This window comes from Paraburkholderia silviterrae (genome assembly GCF_004353915.1).
GTDB lineage: Bacteria > Pseudomonadota > Gammaproteobacteria > Burkholderiales > Burkholderiaceae > Paraburkholderia > Paraburkholderia silviterrae.
This window is the reverse complement of record NZ_SMRP01000053.1, coordinates 1-17,165: the sequence shown is the minus strand read 5'-3', so window position 1 is coordinate 17,165 and position 17,165 is coordinate 1. Positions and strand designations below refer to the sequence as shown.

Sequence of the window (17,165 nt, the reverse complement as noted above, 5' to 3'; positions counted from 1 at the left end):
ATGCGCGGCGCCGTGCGCTCGAACGCATGGCGCGCCCGGCGCTGCCGGATTGGCGAGCAGTGCGTGGTTCATTGGAAGATCGCCCCAATGCCATTCTTGTCGAGGTTAAACTGCGCCGTCTGGCGAGCGGCCTCGTACTCTTCCTGCGGGGTCGGCACGTAGGGCGGATACCAGCGTTCGCCATTGACGTACACCGTGCGCCAGCGCAGAAAGCCCCATTGGAAATAAAACTCGCGGCCGCTGTTTTGCAGCGCCAGTCCTTTGGTGACGGCGGGGTCGGTGAGCACCGTGCTGTCGCTCGGCGCCAACGGTTCTTTCACTGCCCGCGCCTTTTGTGCCGCCTGCATCGCTGTGTCGTAGCGTTTGAGCAGATCGGTCTGGGCAGCCGTGAGCGGCGACTGGGGCTCGGACGCCGGTGAGATGAAACCGGCCGGGCCCGCGCCCACCGTTCCCGCACCGGCCGCTTGCAGGACCTGCGCGGCGCCGGGCGACGCGCCGCCCGAGATGGCCTGCCACGCGTCGTGAGCGCGCTTGTACGCGGCCTGCTTGTCCTTCAAATCCTGGATCTGACCGTAGTTCCAGGCGTCGTCGTCGGCGCCGAACGGCTTGAACCAGGCGCGCGAGTCGTGCATGTAGTCGTCGTAGAGCGCGCTGATCGGCGCTGCGGGCGGCCCCTGGTTCCATTCGGACTGGACTTCGCGCCACTCCTGCCATTTGTCCGCCAGCTGCTCGTTCGCGAAGCCATCCGCCTTACTGCCGATGTACACAACCAACGTGCCCACAGGCCCACTCATGATGTAGGCCGCTGGCACCAGCGCCGGCGCGAACTTCACCGCTTGCTTCGGATTATCGCGAACCCAGGTCTGCGCATAGCGCGTCGCATAGCGTCTGAGGGTCGGCGGACCTTCACCCTTCTTCTCGATGTCGAGCAGATCGAGCCATTCCGCTTTCAGCTCGGCGTTGGCGCTGTCGAGATCCGCAGCGTCCTGCGGATAGCTGGCCAGAGCCGCTTTGTACCAGGGCTGATTTTTCAGGTTGTCGAGCCGCATGCGGCGCCAGCGCAGATACAGCCCGTAGTGCGCGCGCATCAGGCCCGGTGTGCCGTTTTCCGCGGCGTAGTAAGTGTTCGCGCTGGCCTTCACGTACGCGGCAAACGCCTGCTTCAAGCCTGGTGAGACCTTGAAGGCGTCGGCGGCCTGTTTCGTCACCTGGCGACCTTTGATATCAAGCGGCACACCGGACTTGCGTGCTTCGCGGTACATGTCGAGCAGCGGAATCTGCGAGAGCTTGTCGGCATCGTCCTTGCCTTTGCCTTGCTCACCGGCGCCGTAGCCGCCGCCCACATCCGAGTGCACGCCCGGATAAACGACTTCCTCGCGCCCGGCCGCCTGCTGGTCGATCAGGTCGAGTGGAAACGAGCCACGCGGTTCATGTGCCGCCACCATGTGCACGCAACGGCGCACGTAGCCGGGCACCGCCATCAGTTCCTTGCGGCCCCAGCCGCCGTGACCGTCGAACATCGTGGCGGCGGTACTCTGCGCGATACCGACGGAGGCCACCGTATCGAAGATGCCGAGAAAGTCGAACGACACCGGCACGCCGCACAGGCTGAAGTCTTCGTCCAATGCATCGATGAGCCAGTTGCTGAAGGTTCGCGCCTCGGCCGAGCCGCGTGAAAAACCGAATACGGACAAACGGATGCGCTGCAATTTCGGCTTGCCCCGCGTTAGCTGATCGCCGATGCGCTGCTTCAGGTCAACGCGGCGTTCGCGCAGTATCTGACGGCGTTTGGCGTCGTAGGCGTGCATCGCGGCAACCCACCTCTTGCTGAGCTCGCCGTTCAACTGCGCCCAGATGGAGTCCACGCTCCATTCGAGTTCGACGCCGATTTTTTCGGCGGCCATCATTTTGAGCGCGCCCACACCCGCGTTGGAGCGCGCGTTGATGTCGCCGAGACTGCCGGGTTGAGGAGGCGTGCCGCCGAGGTCGATACCTTTGAAATTCATGTCGGCGCTCATGGATTTCACGATGTCCTTGTCTTTCTTCCCGGCCGCGATGCTGAGCGCGTTACCGTAGACATACTCATGCAGTACATTGTGAATCTGCAGCAGCGCCCAGTTGATGCGGCCTTCCCCTGCCCAACCCGCCGCCGCCCCTGCTGCCGCCTGCAAGCCCGCGCCGTAGTCGCCGATCTCATCTACGAAAGGTGTGCCAACGCCGGCGACATAAATGACACGGTGATACCTGTCCACGGGAAAAACGTCTCGCAGTCTGGCTACGTTGCTTTGCTTCCCAGAATTCGTGTCTCGTTCGGCGTTGTTGCGCGTACCGTCGAAGAAAAGACCGATATGCAGTGTCTTGCAACAGCTCAGTCCATCGTCCCCGGTAAGTCTGTGCAGAATCGCGTCCTGTTCCGCCGACGTCACCACGCCAACATCCGGCCGCTCTGCTTCGGCAAAACGAAAACTCATGGCTTTATCCTCGGGTCGGGCTTCAGACAACGCGCATCACTATTGAGCACCTTGAAGTTGTCGGGACATGCTTCATCCGGCGCCTGCAACCCCTCCGGAAAGCCGGGAAAACCTGGCATCCACTCCGACGCATAAGCCTTGATTTTGCCGTCCGGAAAAAACAGCATCCATAAGTACCCGTCCAAGAGGTTGTCGTATTTCTCGACTGGTACGACTCGGAACGCCATCCCCTTGGGGTCCTTTTCATAGAGGTTGTCGTCTCGCCATTCAAGGTCGACAGTCAAACCGGGATGCCATTTGCTCGGCAATGAAACACAACAAAGAATGCTGCCCCCGCCGCTTCCAAGCCGGCCTGGAACGGCGCCGCCCCACGTCCCGTTGACATAGAAAGTACCGATGGGCACATCCGTGTAATTCAATGCATTCAGTTTCAAACCCAACGTATCATCTGCCGCCTGCTTTTCCTCTTGATCGGTAGAGGAAGCCGTGCCCCGCGAGCACGCCACGACACCCAGCAGCAAGGCAAGGAAAACGACCAGACGCCAGGCGCTTTTCACTGATATGAAACTACGACTCATAACTCGATCCTTTGATCAGAACTCTGGCGACGGGAATATCGGACCGCTCTGCCTCGACAAAACGGAAATTCATAGCTTGATCCTCGGGTCAGGCTTCAGGCAACGCGCATCGCTATTGAGCAACTTGAAATTGTCGGGACATGCTTCGTCCGGTGCCTGCAACCCTTCCGGAAAGCCGGGAAAACCTGGCATCCATTGCGAGGCATAGACCTTGATTTTGTCGTCTGGAAAAAACAGCACCCATAAGAACCCGTCCGAGAAGTAGTCGTACTTCTCGACAGGTACGACCCGAAACGCCATCGCCTTGGGGTCCTTCTTATAGAGGTTGTCGTCCTGCCACGTCAGGTCGACGCTCAAACCGGGATGCCATTTTTTCGGCAAATCAACACAGCAAATAATGCTGCCCCCGCCGCTTCCAATCCGGCCTGGCGCCGTCCCACCCCATGTCCCATTGACATAGAAAATACCGACGGGCACATCCGTGTAGTTCAATGCATTCAGTTTCAGGCTCAACGAATCATCCGCTTCTTGCTTTGCCTCCTGATCCGCAGAGGAAGCCGTGCCCCGCGAGCACGCCACGACACCCAGCAGCAAGGCAAGGAAAACGGCCAGACGCCAGGCACTTTTCACCGATTCGAAACCACGACTCATCTCTCGCCCCTTTATCAACATTCAGGCCACGGGAAGTGTGCCGTGCGTCTCGAGCGGCACTAGCATGCCGGCGTTCGCGAGCGCGTCGAGCGCCGCCCGCGCCGCGGCGCCGGGCAAATCCGGGTCGTTTGTCCACACTGCGCTAACGGTGGCATGAACCTGCGACGGCGTCGCCATCAACACGCCGAAACTCTCCGGGCGTTGCCGGATATGAAAAATCAACGTGTCGATTTTTGCGGCCCGCCTGAGCACGGCCATCTGTTGCGGATCGATCAGATACGGGTCATCGGCTTGTGCGTCTGCTTCGGTCATCGCCGCCCGCGCATCGATCCGCAGCGGCGTCAGCGCCGCCTCGCGATCGAAATACCACCAGCTATCGAGCCCGGCAAAAAACCGCGCTCGCTGCTGCTCGCTCAGCACGCCGGCCCATAGCGGCAAGCAGCGCGTGTCGGCATAGCGCACGAGGAACGCCTCGTCGTCGGTTGCGCGCGCTTCGAACTGGCGCCGCAAATGCGCGGCCAATGCGTCCATCTCGTACGCGGTGTGCAACACGCTCAGCATCGGGCGCCCATCGGTGTGCCGCAGCAAACCGGCGCACACCGCCGCACGCTGTTGCGCGTCGACGGGCAGCGCCACGAGGCATGGCGAGATCGCCAGCAAGTCTTCGCCGTCGTACACCCCTTCATAAAGCGCGATAACACGACCCTGCGGATACAGGTCCGCCAGATGCCCGCGCAGCGCCGGCAAGAAACCCATGTCGAGCAGTGCGTACCAATAGCGAACGGCATAGGCGGACCGATCGAGCACCTGCCGCAGTTGCGGCAAGGCATCGGCCGGATAGGTGTCGATCCAGTCGGCGGCGTTCATCGTCATCACGCTGCCTTCGCGGCCAGCGCGCTGCCCGATTGCATCGCGTGCAACAGACACTCCACGCACACCTTCTCGGGGAAATACGGCATCTGCGTGTCCAGCTGATCCGGCCCGTCGAACGAGTGCGCCGCCGCGTGAACCACGAACGCGCCGGGACAGCCGAAGGTGACGTTGCCGCCCTCGATGGTCAGATGCGCGCCGCCGCTCACCGCGAGATGCACGGTCTTCTGCGCGGCCAGCTCGACGTTCGCGCCGATGGACGCCACTCTCAGTTCGTCCCGTGCGCGCAGCGCCAGCGCATCGTGCTGGGCTTGCAGCTCGAGGTTGTCTTTGCCGGCGATCACAGTCAGCCCTCCGCCATTCGATGCATTGCCGCCGGCCAGCCAGCCGATGCCCTGGCCGCTGTGCACGCGCAGCGCCTGGTTGACGGCGAGGTTGAGATCGCGCCCGCTGCCGACGCTCAAGGTTTCGCCGGCCGTCCACTGCAGCGCCTGGCCCGCGAGGAGGCCCTGGCCGCCGCGCGCCTCGATGCCCAGCACCGCGTCGCCCGTGTGAGGCAGCGGCTTGTCCGTCGCCCGTTTCGGCGCATCGGCGAGGCCTTGCTGGAAACCGTCGGCACTGACCGTGGTGCCGAAACTCTGCGCCAGCGCCTCGAGCGGCGCGGCCTGGCGGTTGATCATGGACTGCCCCGCGCTCGTCACGCCGCGCTGCGAGGCGAGCGGCAGCGTCAGGTGCGTCTCGGCGCTCTTGTCGAGCTGGCGCGCCAGTGCGATGTGCTGCGCGAGCAACGAACGCATCGCGGGGACATTGCCCGCGGGCTGGCTGGCGCCCGACGCGTAGCTGCTGATCAGCACGCCGCGTTCGCCGCGCACGGCGCCATAGGCGTCCGAGCGCAGCTCGACGCCCTGTCCGCGAAAACTGCCGAGGTAGTTGTCGGCCTGATAACGCAAATGGCCAAGGTTGAGCTGCGTGGCCGCGTGCGTCGTGCTCATCTGCAGACGGCCCATGCCGTCACTGTCGTCCGCCACAAGCTGGTTGCTGCTTTCCCCGTCGAAGCCCTGGCTCTTGAAACCCGATAGCGCGCCGGCGTGGTTGTGACGGTTCGCGCCGCCGCCCGCGCCGTGCCAGGCCGGTGCATTGCCGCCGGCCAGATTGCCCTGGGCGCTCGCCATCTGGTCCGTCGCCTGGCGGTAGATCGATTCGTCAAGCGGCTTGCCCGGCTCGCCGCCTGGCGTGGGCGCTTCGCCGCCCTCGCCACGACCGTTGAAGAGTCCGCCGAGGATGATGGGCCGATCGATCAGACCGTGATCGAACTGCACGAGCACTTCCTGGCCGATCCGCTGCATCTGTTGCAGGCCGTGCCCGTCGCTGGCGAGCCGCTGCATCGTGCGGGTCGGCCAGGTGCCGTTGTCGTTCTCGGCTTGCCAGTGAAAGCGCACGCGCAAGCGGCCCTGGCCATCCATATGGACCGGGCCGGCCGCGCCCGGCGAGGACTCGCCCTGCGGACCGACCACGATCGCGGTCTGCGCGCCGAGCGCCGTCGCCACCGGGTTCAGGCGCGCTCCCGTGCCGTCCTCCAGCGTGGGGCGCCAGGCTTGCGAACGCGGCACCGCCTCGAAGCGGTTCGCATAGCCGCCGCTCTGGGCCTGCTTGAGCACGCGTGGATCGAGATCCGCGCCCGGCAGCCCGCCGAGAGTTTGCTCGACCGCCGCCATGACCGTCTGCGGCAGGTCATTGACACCGACATGCTGCACCGCGCTCAGCAAGAACGCGTCGGGCACCTGCGTGCCGCCGCCCACCTGTGCCCACAGCGCATGGGTTGGCCGTAGCGCCCGGCCCGACGTGGCGGTGCGCAACGTGCTGTAGCCGGTCCAGAAACGCGCCGCCGAAACGATGGCCTCGGCCTGCCGGCGAGCGGTGTTTTCCGCCTCGCGCAGGCTCGTGAACGCTTGCGGCCCGACGTCGTCGTACAGTTCGCGGCTGCCGCCGGGACGGCCGATGCTGGCCGCCGCCGTGGTCGACTGGTTGCTGCGATAGTCGCTGCTGATCAGCGTGAGACGGTCGGCCGTGAGCGACAGCGACTGCCCCATGCCGAGGATCATGTCGTCCGCAGCCGTTGTCATGTCGCTCCGGCGTTGCGGCACGCCGCCGAGTCGCGCGGACGTATCGTCTTCGGGAAGCTGGGTGCTGTCGTCGAAGATCAGCAAGGTATGACCGGACGGCGCATCCGCTTCTTCGACGAAGCAAAAGCCGAGGCCCGCCGCAGCAAGCAGATGGCGCACGAAATCGTAGTGGCTATGGCTGCGGTACTGGACGACGTATTCGCTCGCGCCCAATGCCTCGATGCGCTGGTTCGCGTCGGTCGTGAAGCGCCAGCGCGCGATCGCGCCGTAATCGGCGAAGACCTGTTCCAGTATCTCGGCCACCGACCGGTTGACGAAGGTGCGCTCGTCGCGGCCATGCGTCAGCGCCGCGAGCCAGGGCACCAGTTGCAGATGGTAGCGGGCCAGGCCGGCGTCATAGCCGACGCATTCGGCTTCGGCCACGAGACCGCTGCGTGTGGCGGACGTACCGTCGCCCAATGCGGTGCGGATCGTGGCACGCTGACCGAGCATGGCTTCCAGGTCCAGTGCCGGACTGGTTGCCAATGCATATATATCCCACCGATAGTTATCGCAAAGTCCTTCATGGCCGGACCAGCGCTCTATCTGCATGGCCGAAAGCGGCCCGGCCCCCTCGAGCGAATACCGGCGATTAAATGCGCCAAACAAGGACGTGTATTGTGCATTAACGCTCATGAAGGCCCCGCTCTCCGGTTACGACCGCTTTTTAAGTACATATTGCCGCATCGAGAAAACAGGATCCTATAATCGGTCAATATGACCGCCCCTGGCCGCGCGCGTGAATAAATACGGACTTGGGAATGCACTACGCCCCCGTTTTCGGTGCGATATTTTAAATGAGGCTGCGATATTTACGCTATAAGAAAACCCTGGCCACAGCGGCTGAATTGTTAAAACCGGAAGACCTTGATGCGATTTGAATATCACCTGCGGCTGGCATTAACCAGTAAAATCAGGGCGATCCGTTTCAGTCAATCCGGCCCGTCCAATATTCGTCATTTGAACGGATAGAACAAAAAGGGGAAACCAGCGCATGGCACGTCCATTCATTGTCCTCGGCGACAAACACAGTCACGGCGGCACCGTCACGAGTGCGGCCGTGAACGCCAAAATCGCCGGCAAACATATCGCGCGCCGCAACGACAAGGTGAGCTGCCCGATTCACGGCCCCAATCACATTACCGAAGGCGACGATACGGCCATCGTCGAAAACGAAGCCGTGGCGCGCGACGGTTACAAAACCGCTTGCGGCGCGACGCTGATCGCCAGCCAGACGGGCACCGGCGCGGGCACCGGCGGCGCATGAGCATGGCACGCGCAGCCACCGGGGCAAGCCTGAGCCAGCGTTCGACGCTGCGCACCGTCCTGTCGATCGCCGCCGTCTTCGTCGCGGTGTGGGTCGTCGCGCTCCTGTACTGGAAGACGACCTGGCACGTGCCAAGCGCGCTCGATCTGCTGCTGTATGGCCTCGCCTTGCCCGCCCTGCTCGCCACGGGCGTCGTGCTTGCGCGCAGGGCGCTCGGCCCGGCGAGACCGCGGCCGGCCGCTGCCACCCGGGCGGCCGACGAGCCATCCACGCCGGCCGCCAGCGAAGCGGCCGCGCGGCAGTGGACGATGGCGCTGCTCGACAGCAGTCTGCGCTTGCCAGCCGGCATCACGCCCGAAGAAGTCGGCAACGCCGCGCGCGAGGCGAGCGTGATTGGTCTGCACCCCGAACTGATGCGTCAGGACGGCGTGAAGATTTTTGCCAGCGGCATCGCTTCGCTCGAGCTCGACCAGTTCGACGAAAGCCTGCTGCCCGACGGCACCGCGCACGCGCTGCACGACGAACACCGGCGCGCACTGCTGCTCGCCGCCGAAACGCTCGACGAGTTGATGGAGCGCCAGGCCGTCGAACTCGGCGGCGTCGGCGAGAACGCGCCAGCCAGCGCGGCACGGGAAGCGGCATCGCTCAAGCTGCATCTGCTGCTTCCGCAGCGCTGGCAAGCGCTCGCGCCAACGCTCGCGGCGTGGCTCGATGCGCACCTCGCACGCGAACGCTGGATGCCTCGCATGGAGCGCGTGCGCCTGATGTGCGTAGCCGATCCCGTGCAGGCGCTAACGGCACTGGACGACTTGACGGTCGCGCTCCAACAGCAGCCCCTTGCCACACGGCACGTTCTGGTGGCGCTGGACTCGTCGCTCGGCCAGCAGACCGTGGACACACTCGACAATCTCGGCCAGCTCTACGAGCAAAAGCATCCTGATGGCCACGTCCTCGGCGAAGGCGCCTGCGCATTGCTGCTCGCGCATCCGGCCGCGGCGACCATGGTTCCGGCCGCGCACCTTCACCGCCTCGTCACGGCACAGCTCGCCGGCCCGATCGAGCAGCCGGCGCAGCAGCGCGGCGAGACCCTCGCGCAATTGCTCGACGCGGCACGCGAGCAAGCCGCGCTGCCCGGACTGGAGATCGCATCGTGCGCACTCGTCAGCGACGCCGATCAACGTAATAGCCGGCGCGCGGAAGTCACGAGCGTGGTGGAAGCGCGATGGCCGGAGACGGAAACGGACGGGCGCTGCCTGCACCTGGGCTTCGCCAACGGAGAGAGCCATGCGGTGCTGGCATTGAGCGCGGTTGCAGTGGCCGGCGCGCACAGCCTTGGCGAGCAGCAGCCGACTTTCGCGCTCTCGAACGCCGATGCGAGCGCGCGCGGCGTGATGCTCGTGAGCCCGCCGCCGCCTCAGGCCGTTGCGCTCACCGCGTGAGCGCCGCGCGAGCCTCGTGCGACAGGACGGCCCGGCCAGGACGGCCCGGCCAGGTTGGCCCGATCAGATGAGATGGCCGCGCCCTGAGCGGCGCGGGCAGCGCAACAGTTCCGTGCCGTCGCTGCTCGACAGCAAAACCAGCTCGGTAAAGCCGTTGCTCGCGACATGCACGCTCAACAGCGCGTCGAGCAGTTGCGCGAAAACGTTCAGCCCCGTCTCGGCGAAATGGCTCTCGTTGACCGTGACACGTATTTCGAGGCCGCGCACGACACGGGCGATGGGTTTGGCGGCGACCCATGCCATCACGGCCCGCTCGGCCACGTCGACGACGCCTTCGACCTGCCGGGCCGAGACCGGCGAGCCGGTCATATCGTGCAGCCGCAACAAATCGCGCATGGGCTCGGGCCCCGCGTTCAACAGATGGGGGTTGAGCGATAACTGCGAAATCAGCCGCCACAGCGCGCCACGATCGTGCCGGAAGTACAGCGGCCGCGTTGGCCGCTGCAACAGCGCGATGCGCCGGGCCAGCGTGCCGCCCTCGATCAATAGATCGCCGGCCGCCGCACCGTGAGCGAGTTGCTCCGGCAAATCGCGATTCGTGCAAGTGAGCTTGAAGCCCAATCCGTTTGGCGGCGACACGGGCTCGATCCGCTCATCGACGAATCCGAGCGCAAGCTCATGGCCCGGCTGGCTGCGCGCCATCAGCGCGTCGCGATGCGTGCGCCAATACAGCGTGGCGCGCGGGTCGTGAAGCAGCGAGTGAAGCGCGGGATACTCGGTCACCTTTTCGCCTTGCGGCGTCTCGCTCACTTGCGATACCGAATCGACCGAATACACCTCGTAGGCATGCGCGTTTTGCTCGTCCACGAGGAGCGGATAAGCGTCGGCGACAGACGACGCGCTGAGCCGCTTGCCCAGCTTGCCCCGTGCTTCGAACAGATTGACGACAGGCGTGCAGCCGGGCACGAGGTGCTGCGGGCCGAGCGATTCGAGCAGGCGGGCGGCCTCCGAGTCGGCTGGAATGTCTTTCAATAGCAGATGCAGCGTGAACGCGCGGCCGCCCAAACGGCCGGCCTGGCGCAGATCGCAATCGAAGAAGCCGAATTTTTCCGGGAAAGCGAAGAATTCCGTCAACAGCGCATACGCAGTGTCGACGGTCTCCGGCCAGGGCATCAGGCTTTCGTCGCGCGCCATCCCGAGCGCCGAGAACGGCACGCGATCGAGTGCGATCCAGCGGCCGGTGTGCGCCGGTTCGACATACGCGCACAGTGCGTGAATCGACAATGCGTCACGCAGCGCCGCGCTGAAGAGCGGCTCGCCCTGCGCGTACAGGCGGATCGAATCGAGCTTCAGATCGGCAACACACGCGTGCGCCGACTGAATGGCGAACGAGATCGAAATCTGCGCGCCGGCGTTGGGCGGCAAACGCAACGACTGCGGCGCCTGCGCGATCCCCTGAAAGCGGGCGCCGCTCACCTGGAGCGGCGACAACGTGACGTCGAAGGCGGTGCGGAAAAATACCTTTACCCCGCGTACCGGCGGACTATAGAGCTGAGTTCCACGCGCAATCACGACCGACGTGGACATTTGCGCCGCCCGGCTACTGTCCACTTCGAAACACGCAATCGAACACGACGGAAACGGCCGCAGATAGTGCGGATATAGCGCCTCGACGAGTCCGGTGGTGAACTCGGGGTAGTCGTTCTCGATGTTTTGCGACGCCCGCGCGGCGATCAATGCGAACGACTGGAACAGGCGCTCGACGGACGGATCGTCACTGCCGCCGTCGGCCCCGTTGGTCAGCGGCAAGCGGCTCGCAACCTTGGGATAGCGCTCGGCGAACGCCCGCGCGCTCTGTCGAAGCAGCGTCAGCTCCCGTTCGTAGTGGCGCAGCAAATCATCCATAGACGACTTTATTGAAGTTGACGCGAACGCCGCATAGTGGGCCTGGCGGCGGACTATCTTACGGGAACCTATCGGAATCGTCCATGCCGCAACGGTCGACGTCGAACGACAAGATAAGTGGAGGCACGTGCGTCGACGAACCGGTGCATTCGTCCTTGTGTCGCGATGGCGCCCTGCCCCGCAAGTATCGCGATGACACTGTCACGGCTCGTACTGGGACACCCTGTTGCGGCCGCTGGTTTTCGCCTGATACAGTGCCTCGTCGGCGGCCTTGATCGCGGCACTCAGGTCGTCATCGGTCTCAGGCACCCGGCTGACCACGCCGATACTCGCCGTCACCCGTCCGTATTCGCTACCCGCATGCTCGATCCCGCACCCGGCGATCGCGCTGCGGATCCGTTCCGCAATTTCCGTAGCACCCGACGCGGGTGTCTCGGGAAGCACGACCACGAACTCCTCCCCGCCGTAGCGGGCCGCCGTATCGGCCGGACGGCGAATGCTTGCGCTGATGCAGCGCGCCACCACCGCGAGAGCATCGTCGCCAGCCTGATGACCATACGCGTCGTTGTAGGCCTTGAACCGGTCGATATCGAGAAATAGCAGCGACATCACACTACGATTGCGCCGCGCGCGGCGCCATTCCTGTTCGAGTATTTCGCCGAGGCTGCGCCGGTTGTTCAGGCCGGTCAATCCATCGGTCCGCGCGAGGAGTTGCAGTTCCGATTCCGCCCGCATGCGGCGCCGCAACTGGACGCCCAATAGCATCGACAGGGCGACAAAGGCAGAGCCGAACGCGAGCATCAACGAACCAATGAACAGCGTGCGCCGGCGCCACGCCGCGTAAATGTCCTGGTCGGCTGCCGCCACCATGATGATGAGCGGATAGCGCGGGAAATTCGAGAACCAGTAAAGCCGGCGCGTGCCGTCAATGGACGCAGTCTCGCTGAAGCTGCCCTCCGGCGCGGCCAGGAAGTGCCGGTAGGTACTGGCTCCCCTGATGCTGCGCCCGACAATCTTGAGATCGTAGGGTTGTCGCATGATCATGATCCCGTTGCGGCCAATCAGTGACATCGAGCCGTGTGGGCCAAGCGACAGTCCGGCGAACAGCTTATGGAAGTACTCGAGATTGACGGACAGCAGCACAATCCCGGCGAACGAGCCGTCTGGATGGGAGAGCCGTCGTGTCAGGGCAATGCTGGGCTCGCCGCCACGCAGACGCGACTGGTACGGGTCGCTGATATAGAGACCCACATCCGGATGGTCGCGCTGGACGACAAAGTAAGGCCTGTCGGCGAAGTTGCCCGCTCGTGGGGTATCGCTCGCGGAGTCCATGACGATATTGCCCGCGGCGTCGAGCACCAGCATCGAGCCAAGGTATCGGGCGCTGGCCGCCCGGTCGAACAGCACCTGCCTGCGCAGATGCGGAGGCAACGCCATCACCTCGGGCTGTTGCAGTCCGTCGACAACCGCCTGTAGCGACAACTCGTATAACTCGAAATTGCGCTCGATATCGCGCTGAGCGATCAAGGAGATGTCGTGCAAGGTATCGCGCGTGTGACTCAGTGCATCGAGCCGCCCCTGATAGAGGACGAGACCGCACAGGCCAACCATGACAATTGCAATCAACGCGCAGGAACCGACAATCAGCGAGGATGTCGAGGCGATTCGCCAGATGCGACTGGCGAAAAAAACGGACCGGATCTTTTGCGTTCTTGTCATCTTCAGGCCACATCCGACTCCGTTTCCTGTTCCGACGACACCGCTCAGCCAGAGCGGCCTGCCGGGCTGGAGAGCTTACCTGCGCTCAGACGTTCACCACCGAACAGAACTGTTTCCGGACAGTCTCCATATTGAACCCGTGCCGTGACAGCATGCATTGCGCGGACACCAAAATCAATCGGGGACGGCAATGAACGGCTCATGGTTTCGCGCGAACAAGGCGGCGGCCCAATCGGACTCCAGCGCTTCGGCCCATCAGATCGCCTCCATTGTCGCCACATTGGGCCTTAGCGCGATCATGCGCAGTGAATATCAGCCCCACAGCTTGAGCGCTGATATGACGGCAACGCTTGCCGGCTACCTGTACGGATTTTCTGCGGCCATCTGCACGGCATGGGCGATCGCCGATCAGGCGGTGGCAATGGACGCTGGCTGCCTCGCCATTGCCCTGATTTATCCGCGCATTGCCGGCGCGCAATGGGCGAATCCTGAAAGCGATTCAGCGGCCTTTCATCGAGGCGCGGATGCCGGCCGCGCAGACGGTGAGCAGTATGTCACCAGCGGGCTTAACGGGTCGTTGCTGCCCGCCATGCTTGCGACCCGCTAAGGCTTTGTTGCGGTAACGCGTTGCGCCATGATACGCAGAACGACACGAAACTGAAAGCCCGATGAAAACGTGTGTCCCTAAAGTTCGTAGAGACGTGACCGACAACCTGGGTATAGGCGCTAAATCAGGCGGCAGCCCTTGCCAACTCACCGGCATATCGTTATAGTTTTCATAACAATGAACCTGAGAGAAATCGCCGGAATGGAGCGCGTTGCCCAGAGCCATGGGTTAGATACAGCGCGTCAGCCGATTGGTCGTGCTGCCGACCCGTGGCTCGCGCGCTATCCGTTCTATCAAGATGCGTTGCGCCACGGTGAGGCAACATTTCGTGCGCTGCCTGACTACGCCAGGACGGTAGCGCTCAAACGCGTCACAATCGATTTGGCGGAGCGGGCTATCGCGTCCAGGATTCTGGACGACGTACATGTGTCATTTATCGAGCTTTCAACGAATGCTGTGAGCGAGGTCGTTCAGCGTTATCTTGGCGGACAAGACTCTGGTGGCGATGTCACAGACGAGCGCCCTGCTACATCGCTTCAAGCCCAACTCCCGTCGTTTCCAAACCTGAATTATCCCCATGTTGCAAGGCCGCCCTGCTTGCTTCGCCCGAACAGCAATGCGTTCCTCGACGGGTGGATGCGGTTCTTCTCGTACGCCTCACGCGGCGATCCGACGATCCCGTTACTCGCCGTTGACTGGCGGGACTTTCATGATCGTCTGGGGACGCTTCGCGATTGCATGACCGGACCGCACAAGTACGCACATCGAAATTTCGGCGAACCGCCACAAGCCTGACCGATACGGCGTACCGCCGGACGCCCAAAACCGTCATCAATTTCTATCGTGCTGCGCAAACTACGTCATCTCCTTTCTGCCCCCAGCGCCAGATTATTCGAAGAAAGTCCTTTAGGACAATTGGCCATGACAGGCGAAGCGGAGCCGACGGACAGCACCGATTTCGGCTTACGCAATTCACTCGAAATTGGCACGTTTCTACGTGAGCTCGCTACGAGACAGGACTTCCTGACGGTTGACTACGGCTACGGCCAGATCGTCACGCGCCTGCTTCATGTCGACACCGATTCCAAAACATTCATATTCGACCATGGCGCCTTGCGCCCCATGAACGGCGCCGTGCTGGCAGCGCACAAACTGCGCTTTGGCGCATCACCGGACGGCGTGAGAATCGAGTTCACGACGGGTACGCCATGCGAAGTCTCGCTCGATAATGCGCCTGCTTTCGAAGTCGCGCTCCCGAAAGTGCTTTTCCGCATGCAACGGCGCGAATATTTTCGGGTTGAAACGCCCACGGTCGACCCGTATTTTTGCAGCGGCAAGTTGCCTGATGGTCAACCCTTCCGCCTTGATGTGTATGACCTGTCGCTCGGTGGAGTGGCATTGAAGACACAGGACGAAAATATTGCAAACCTCGAAGTGGGTCTAACGCTGAATAATGTTCTCCTTCACCTCAAAGATCATGGAAGCGTTAGTTTGGATCTGCAACTTGTCTCCCCTCGGCCGCACCCTGGCGGCGGGAAACTATTCATCCTTGGCTTCAGATTTTTAACCTTGCCCGCACAGACAGAGAAAGTGCTTCAGCAAATGATCGCTCAACTGGAAATCAAACGTGGAGCACTTTTGCGTTAGCATGCGGCCCGCACCCTTCTCGCGCCAGGCAGAAACCCATTGCACCTTGGCAGACACGACAGCAAAGTGCCTCGTTACCTGATTTGATTGTCATAGGCGCTGTTGAGTGCCAACCGGATGCTGAACATTCCGTTCGTAAGGTGCGAACTGCCCGGCTGTTTCGGCAATAAGGCCAACATTCCCTTCATGATGTACAGCATGATCAGCGCCCCTGAGAGATCGCCCACAAACATCATGACGAAGCTTTCGATAAAGTTATGCGTATCCCCTTGTAGTGCAAACCAGATGTGATGCAGCAAGGGATTTGCAATCGAATAAGCGACGGCCAATATAAGAAGCCGCTTCGGGGTGAGATTCGTCAACGAAGCGCGCAGGTTGTAGCGCTCCAGTGCGAGCCTGTAGACCAGGTACGGCGCCAGCGAACCAAAAATCGCTCCCGCAATGGCGCGCACCGGGTCATGTGGAAACCAATAAAGAAAGTCCATCAGCAGACCGCCGACCAGCAAGCCAATGAACCCGTCGACTCCAACGAGCAGTGTGCTCAACAGGCGGATGCCTGATGGAAGATATATCCAGTTGACGCCGCGTACAAACGACGTATCCGCGAAAACCAGCTGATTGATCCATAGCGACACCACAAACGCTATCACAGTGCCGGTTATAGACAAGAAATGTAACCGTAAGCTGGACATTCCGGTAAACTGCTCTCTCATGGTTATGATCGAGTGGATCATAACGCGCCCGCGTGTCGCTACGCGAGCCCTTTGTTCAATAGCGCGCGAGCAATGACACGTCCCGCTGATATCTATTTGCGATTTCTGCAACTGGCCGAAGCGCTGCGAGGTTTGCCGGCGCTGCCTGGTCTGGACCCGCTCGAAGAGCGAATTCTCGAATTCGTGGCACGCGCGGCGCAAACCAAAGACCGACTATCGGTCCGGGACATGATGGCGCAAAGCCAGCTTGGCTCGCCCGCCACGCTTCACGCGCGCATCACATCGATGCGCGACAAGGGATGGTTGCAACTCACCGACACCGAAGACGCGCGCCGCAAGCAGATTGAGCTTACGCCCGCGGCCTTGCGCCATTTCGACAAACTCGCCGAGGCGTTCGCCAAAGCCGCGAAAGGCCCGTGAATGCGGCGGCGCCCGGCTGTGCGTGCGCGCATCGCGCCCGGCGCTGTCAATTTGGCGGAAACGGCTCGGCGGGTTCCAATAGTGAATCGATGTCCTTATCGATGAACACGTCGCGCCCGCAGCTGATCGAGCCGCGCAGGTCGCCGCGCGCGGGGTCTGCGAGCGTCACGCCGGCGGCGAGCAGCGCATCGGCGGCGTTGTGCTGGTACACGGACTCGAGCTCGGCGAGCTGCTGCTTGCTGTTCACGCCGAGCGTCTCCCACTGAGCATCAGGCTGCGCGGTGACGACCGGATGCCCCGCCGCAATCGCCGCTTCCACGACGTCGGTGAGGTAGTACTCGCCTTGTGCGTTGTCCTTGCCAAGTGCGGCGAGCCAGCCCGCCAGCGGCGCGGTGGGCGTCACGACGATGCCGGTGTTGATCTCGTCGATGAGGCGCTCGTCCTCGCTCGCGTCCTTCTGCTCGACGATGCGCAGCACCTGGCCGGTCGCGCCGCGCACGATGCGCCCGTACCCGGTCGGATCGTCGAGCGTCACGGTGAGGATGCCGTAGCCCGTCTTTTGTCCGCTTTGTCCATTTTGCCCGGCGTTGGCCGCGGCGTCGGTGAGGCGCCTGAGCGTGGAGGCACGCGTGAGCGGCACGTCGCCGTAGAGCACGAGCGTGGGCTGATTCGCATCGAGCAACGGCAGCGCCTGCGCGAGCGCGTGGCCGGTGCCG

General features: G+C 62.9%; 14 protein-coding genes and 1 pseudogene. 6 read left to right on the top strand and 9 right to left on the bottom strand.

Annotation, left to right across the window (positions count from 1 at the left end):
* Positions 1-68 precede the first annotated feature (68 nt).
* The 5 genes from EYW47_RS39315 to EYW47_RS39295 form a co-directional block, all read right to left on the bottom strand.
* Positions 69-2,471: a T6SS phospholipase effector Tle1-like catalytic domain-containing protein gene (locus tag EYW47_RS39315; protein ID WP_133200190.1), complete on the bottom strand. Its 2,403-nt coding sequence runs from the start codon at positions 2,469-2,471 to the stop codon at positions 69-71.
* On the bottom strand, positions 2,468-3,049 hold the full coding sequence (locus EYW47_RS39310) for a DUF3304 domain-containing protein (RefSeq protein WP_133200189.1): 582 nt from the start codon (positions 3,047-3,049) through the stop codon (positions 2,468-2,470). The genes EYW47_RS39315 and EYW47_RS39310 overlap by 4 nt, the downstream gene beginning before the upstream one ends.
* A 69-nt stretch (positions 3,050-3,118) precedes the next feature.
* Positions 3,119-3,700, bottom strand: a complete 582-nt coding sequence (locus EYW47_RS39305) for a DUF3304 domain-containing protein (protein ID WP_133200188.1) — start codon at positions 3,698-3,700, stop codon at positions 3,119-3,121.
* Between the two features lie 21 nt (positions 3,701-3,721).
* Positions 3,722-4,573 carry a DUF4123 domain-containing protein gene (locus EYW47_RS39300; protein WP_133200197.1) on the bottom strand — a complete coding sequence of 284 codons (852 nt, stop codon included), beginning with the start codon at positions 4,571-4,573 and terminating at the stop codon, positions 3,722-3,724.
* Positions 4,573-7,368, bottom strand: a complete 2,796-nt coding sequence (locus tag EYW47_RS39295) for a type VI secretion system Vgr family protein (RefSeq protein ID WP_133200187.1) — start codon at positions 7,366-7,368, stop codon at positions 4,573-4,575. The genes EYW47_RS39300 and EYW47_RS39295 overlap by 1 nt, the downstream gene beginning before the upstream one ends.
* Positions 7,369-7,726: 358 nt before the next feature.
* On the opposite strand from EYW47_RS39295, the gene EYW47_RS39290 reads away from it, so the two are divergent.
* Together EYW47_RS39290 and EYW47_RS39285 are read left to right on the top strand one after the other, a co-directional pair.
* The gene (locus EYW47_RS39290; protein WP_133200186.1) at positions 7,727-7,999 is read left to right on the top strand and encodes a PAAR domain-containing protein; all 273 of its coding nucleotides are present in this window, start codon (positions 7,727-7,729) and stop codon (positions 7,997-7,999) included.
* Between the two features lie 2 nt (positions 8,000-8,001).
* Positions 8,002-9,438 (top strand): hypothetical protein, encoded by a 1,437-nt coding sequence (locus EYW47_RS39285; RefSeq protein WP_133200185.1) that lies wholly within the window; start codon positions 8,002-8,004, stop codon positions 9,436-9,438.
* Positions 9,439-9,501: 63 nt separating this feature from the next.
* On the opposite strand, the gene tssF is transcribed toward EYW47_RS39285, so the two are convergent.
* Together tssF and EYW47_RS39275 are read right to left on the bottom strand one after the other, a co-directional pair.
* Positions 9,502-11,343 (bottom strand): type VI secretion system baseplate subunit TssF, encoded by a 1,842-nt coding sequence (gene tssF, locus EYW47_RS39280; protein ID WP_133200184.1) that lies wholly within the window; start codon positions 11,341-11,343, stop codon positions 9,502-9,504.
* A 201-nt stretch (positions 11,344-11,544) separates the two neighbouring features.
* Positions 11,545-13,062 (bottom strand): sensor domain-containing diguanylate cyclase, encoded by a 1,518-nt coding sequence (locus tag EYW47_RS39275; protein ID WP_133200183.1) that lies wholly within the window; start codon positions 13,060-13,062, stop codon positions 11,545-11,547.
* A gap of 190 nt (positions 13,063-13,252) precedes the next feature.
* On the opposite strand from EYW47_RS39275, the gene EYW47_RS39270 reads away from it, so the two are divergent.
* From EYW47_RS39270 to EYW47_RS39260, 3 genes are all read left to right on the top strand, one after another.
* Complete coding sequence (locus EYW47_RS39270; RefSeq protein WP_133200182.1) at positions 13,253-13,669, top strand: hypothetical protein; 417 nt, start codon at positions 13,253-13,255, stop codon at positions 13,667-13,669.
* Between the two features lie 177 nt (positions 13,670-13,846).
* The gene (locus EYW47_RS39265) at positions 13,847-14,464 is read left to right on the top strand and encodes a hypothetical protein (protein WP_133200181.1); all 618 of its coding nucleotides are present in this window, start codon (positions 13,847-13,849) and stop codon (positions 14,462-14,464) included.
* Positions 14,465-14,590: 126 nt separating this feature from the next.
* Complete coding sequence (locus tag EYW47_RS39260; RefSeq protein WP_133200180.1) at positions 14,591-15,316, top strand: flagellar brake protein; 726 nt, start codon at positions 14,591-14,593, stop codon at positions 15,314-15,316.
* 74 nt (positions 15,317-15,390) lie between these two features.
* Here the strand turns inward: EYW47_RS39260 and EYW47_RS39255 are convergent, their stop codons facing one another.
* The gene (locus tag EYW47_RS39255; protein ID WP_133200196.1) at positions 15,391-16,008 is read right to left on the bottom strand and encodes a hypothetical protein; all 618 of its coding nucleotides are present in this window, start codon (positions 16,006-16,008) and stop codon (positions 15,391-15,393) included.
* A gap of 93 nt (positions 16,009-16,101) precedes the next feature.
* Between EYW47_RS39255 and EYW47_RS39250 the strand changes: the two genes are divergently transcribed.
* The gene (locus EYW47_RS39250; RefSeq protein WP_133200179.1) at positions 16,102-16,449 is read left to right on the top strand and encodes a MarR family transcriptional regulator; all 348 of its coding nucleotides are present in this window, start codon (positions 16,102-16,104) and stop codon (positions 16,447-16,449) included.
* A 97-nt stretch (positions 16,450-16,546) separates the two neighbouring features.
* Here EYW47_RS39250 and EYW47_RS39245 read toward each other — a convergent pair.
* Positions 16,547-17,165, bottom strand: a pseudogene (locus EYW47_RS39245) (sugar phosphate nucleotidyltransferase); the annotation flags it as partial.

Bases quoted from the DNA above. Each gene is read 5' to 3' on its own strand.
- EYW47_RS39315 (WP_133200190.1), bottom strand. From the start codon at position 2,471: ATGAGTTTTCGTTTTGCCGAAGCAGAGCGGCCGGATGTTGGCGTGGTG.
- EYW47_RS39310 (WP_133200189.1), bottom strand. From the start codon at position 3,049: ATGAGTCGTAGTTTCATATCAGTGAAAAGCGCCTGGCGTCTGGTCGTT.
- EYW47_RS39305 (WP_133200188.1), bottom strand. From the start codon at position 3,700: ATGAGTCGTGGTTTCGAATCGGTGAAAAGTGCCTGGCGTCTGGCCGTT.
- EYW47_RS39300 (WP_133200197.1), bottom strand. From the start codon at position 4,573: ATGACGATGAACGCCGCCGACTGGATCGACACCTATCCGGCCGATGCC.
- EYW47_RS39295 (WP_133200187.1), bottom strand. From the start codon at position 7,368: ATGAGCGTTAATGCACAATACACGTCCTTGTTTGGCGCATTTAATCGC.
- EYW47_RS39290 (WP_133200186.1), top strand. From the start codon at position 7,727: ATGGCACGTCCATTCATTGTCCTCGGCGACAAACACAGTCACGGCGGC.
- EYW47_RS39285 (WP_133200185.1), top strand. From the start codon at position 8,002: ATGGCACGCGCAGCCACCGGGGCAAGCCTGAGCCAGCGTTCGACGCTG.
- tssF (WP_133200184.1), bottom strand. From the start codon at position 11,343: ATGGATGATTTGCTGCGCCACTACGAACGGGAGCTGACGCTGCTTCGA.
- EYW47_RS39275 (WP_133200183.1), bottom strand. From the start codon at position 13,062: ATGACAAGAACGCAAAAGATCCGGTCCGTTTTTTTCGCCAGTCGCATC.
- EYW47_RS39270 (WP_133200182.1), top strand. From the start codon at position 13,253: ATGAACGGCTCATGGTTTCGCGCGAACAAGGCGGCGGCCCAATCGGAC.
- EYW47_RS39265 (WP_133200181.1), top strand. From the start codon at position 13,847: ATGAACCTGAGAGAAATCGCCGGAATGGAGCGCGTTGCCCAGAGCCAT.
- EYW47_RS39260 (WP_133200180.1), top strand. From the start codon at position 14,591: ATGACAGGCGAAGCGGAGCCGACGGACAGCACCGATTTCGGCTTACGC.
- EYW47_RS39255 (WP_133200196.1), bottom strand. From the start codon at position 16,008: ATGTCCAGCTTACGGTTACATTTCTTGTCTATAACCGGCACTGTGATA.
- EYW47_RS39250 (WP_133200179.1), top strand. From the start codon at position 16,102: ATGACACGTCCCGCTGATATCTATTTGCGATTTCTGCAACTGGCCGAA.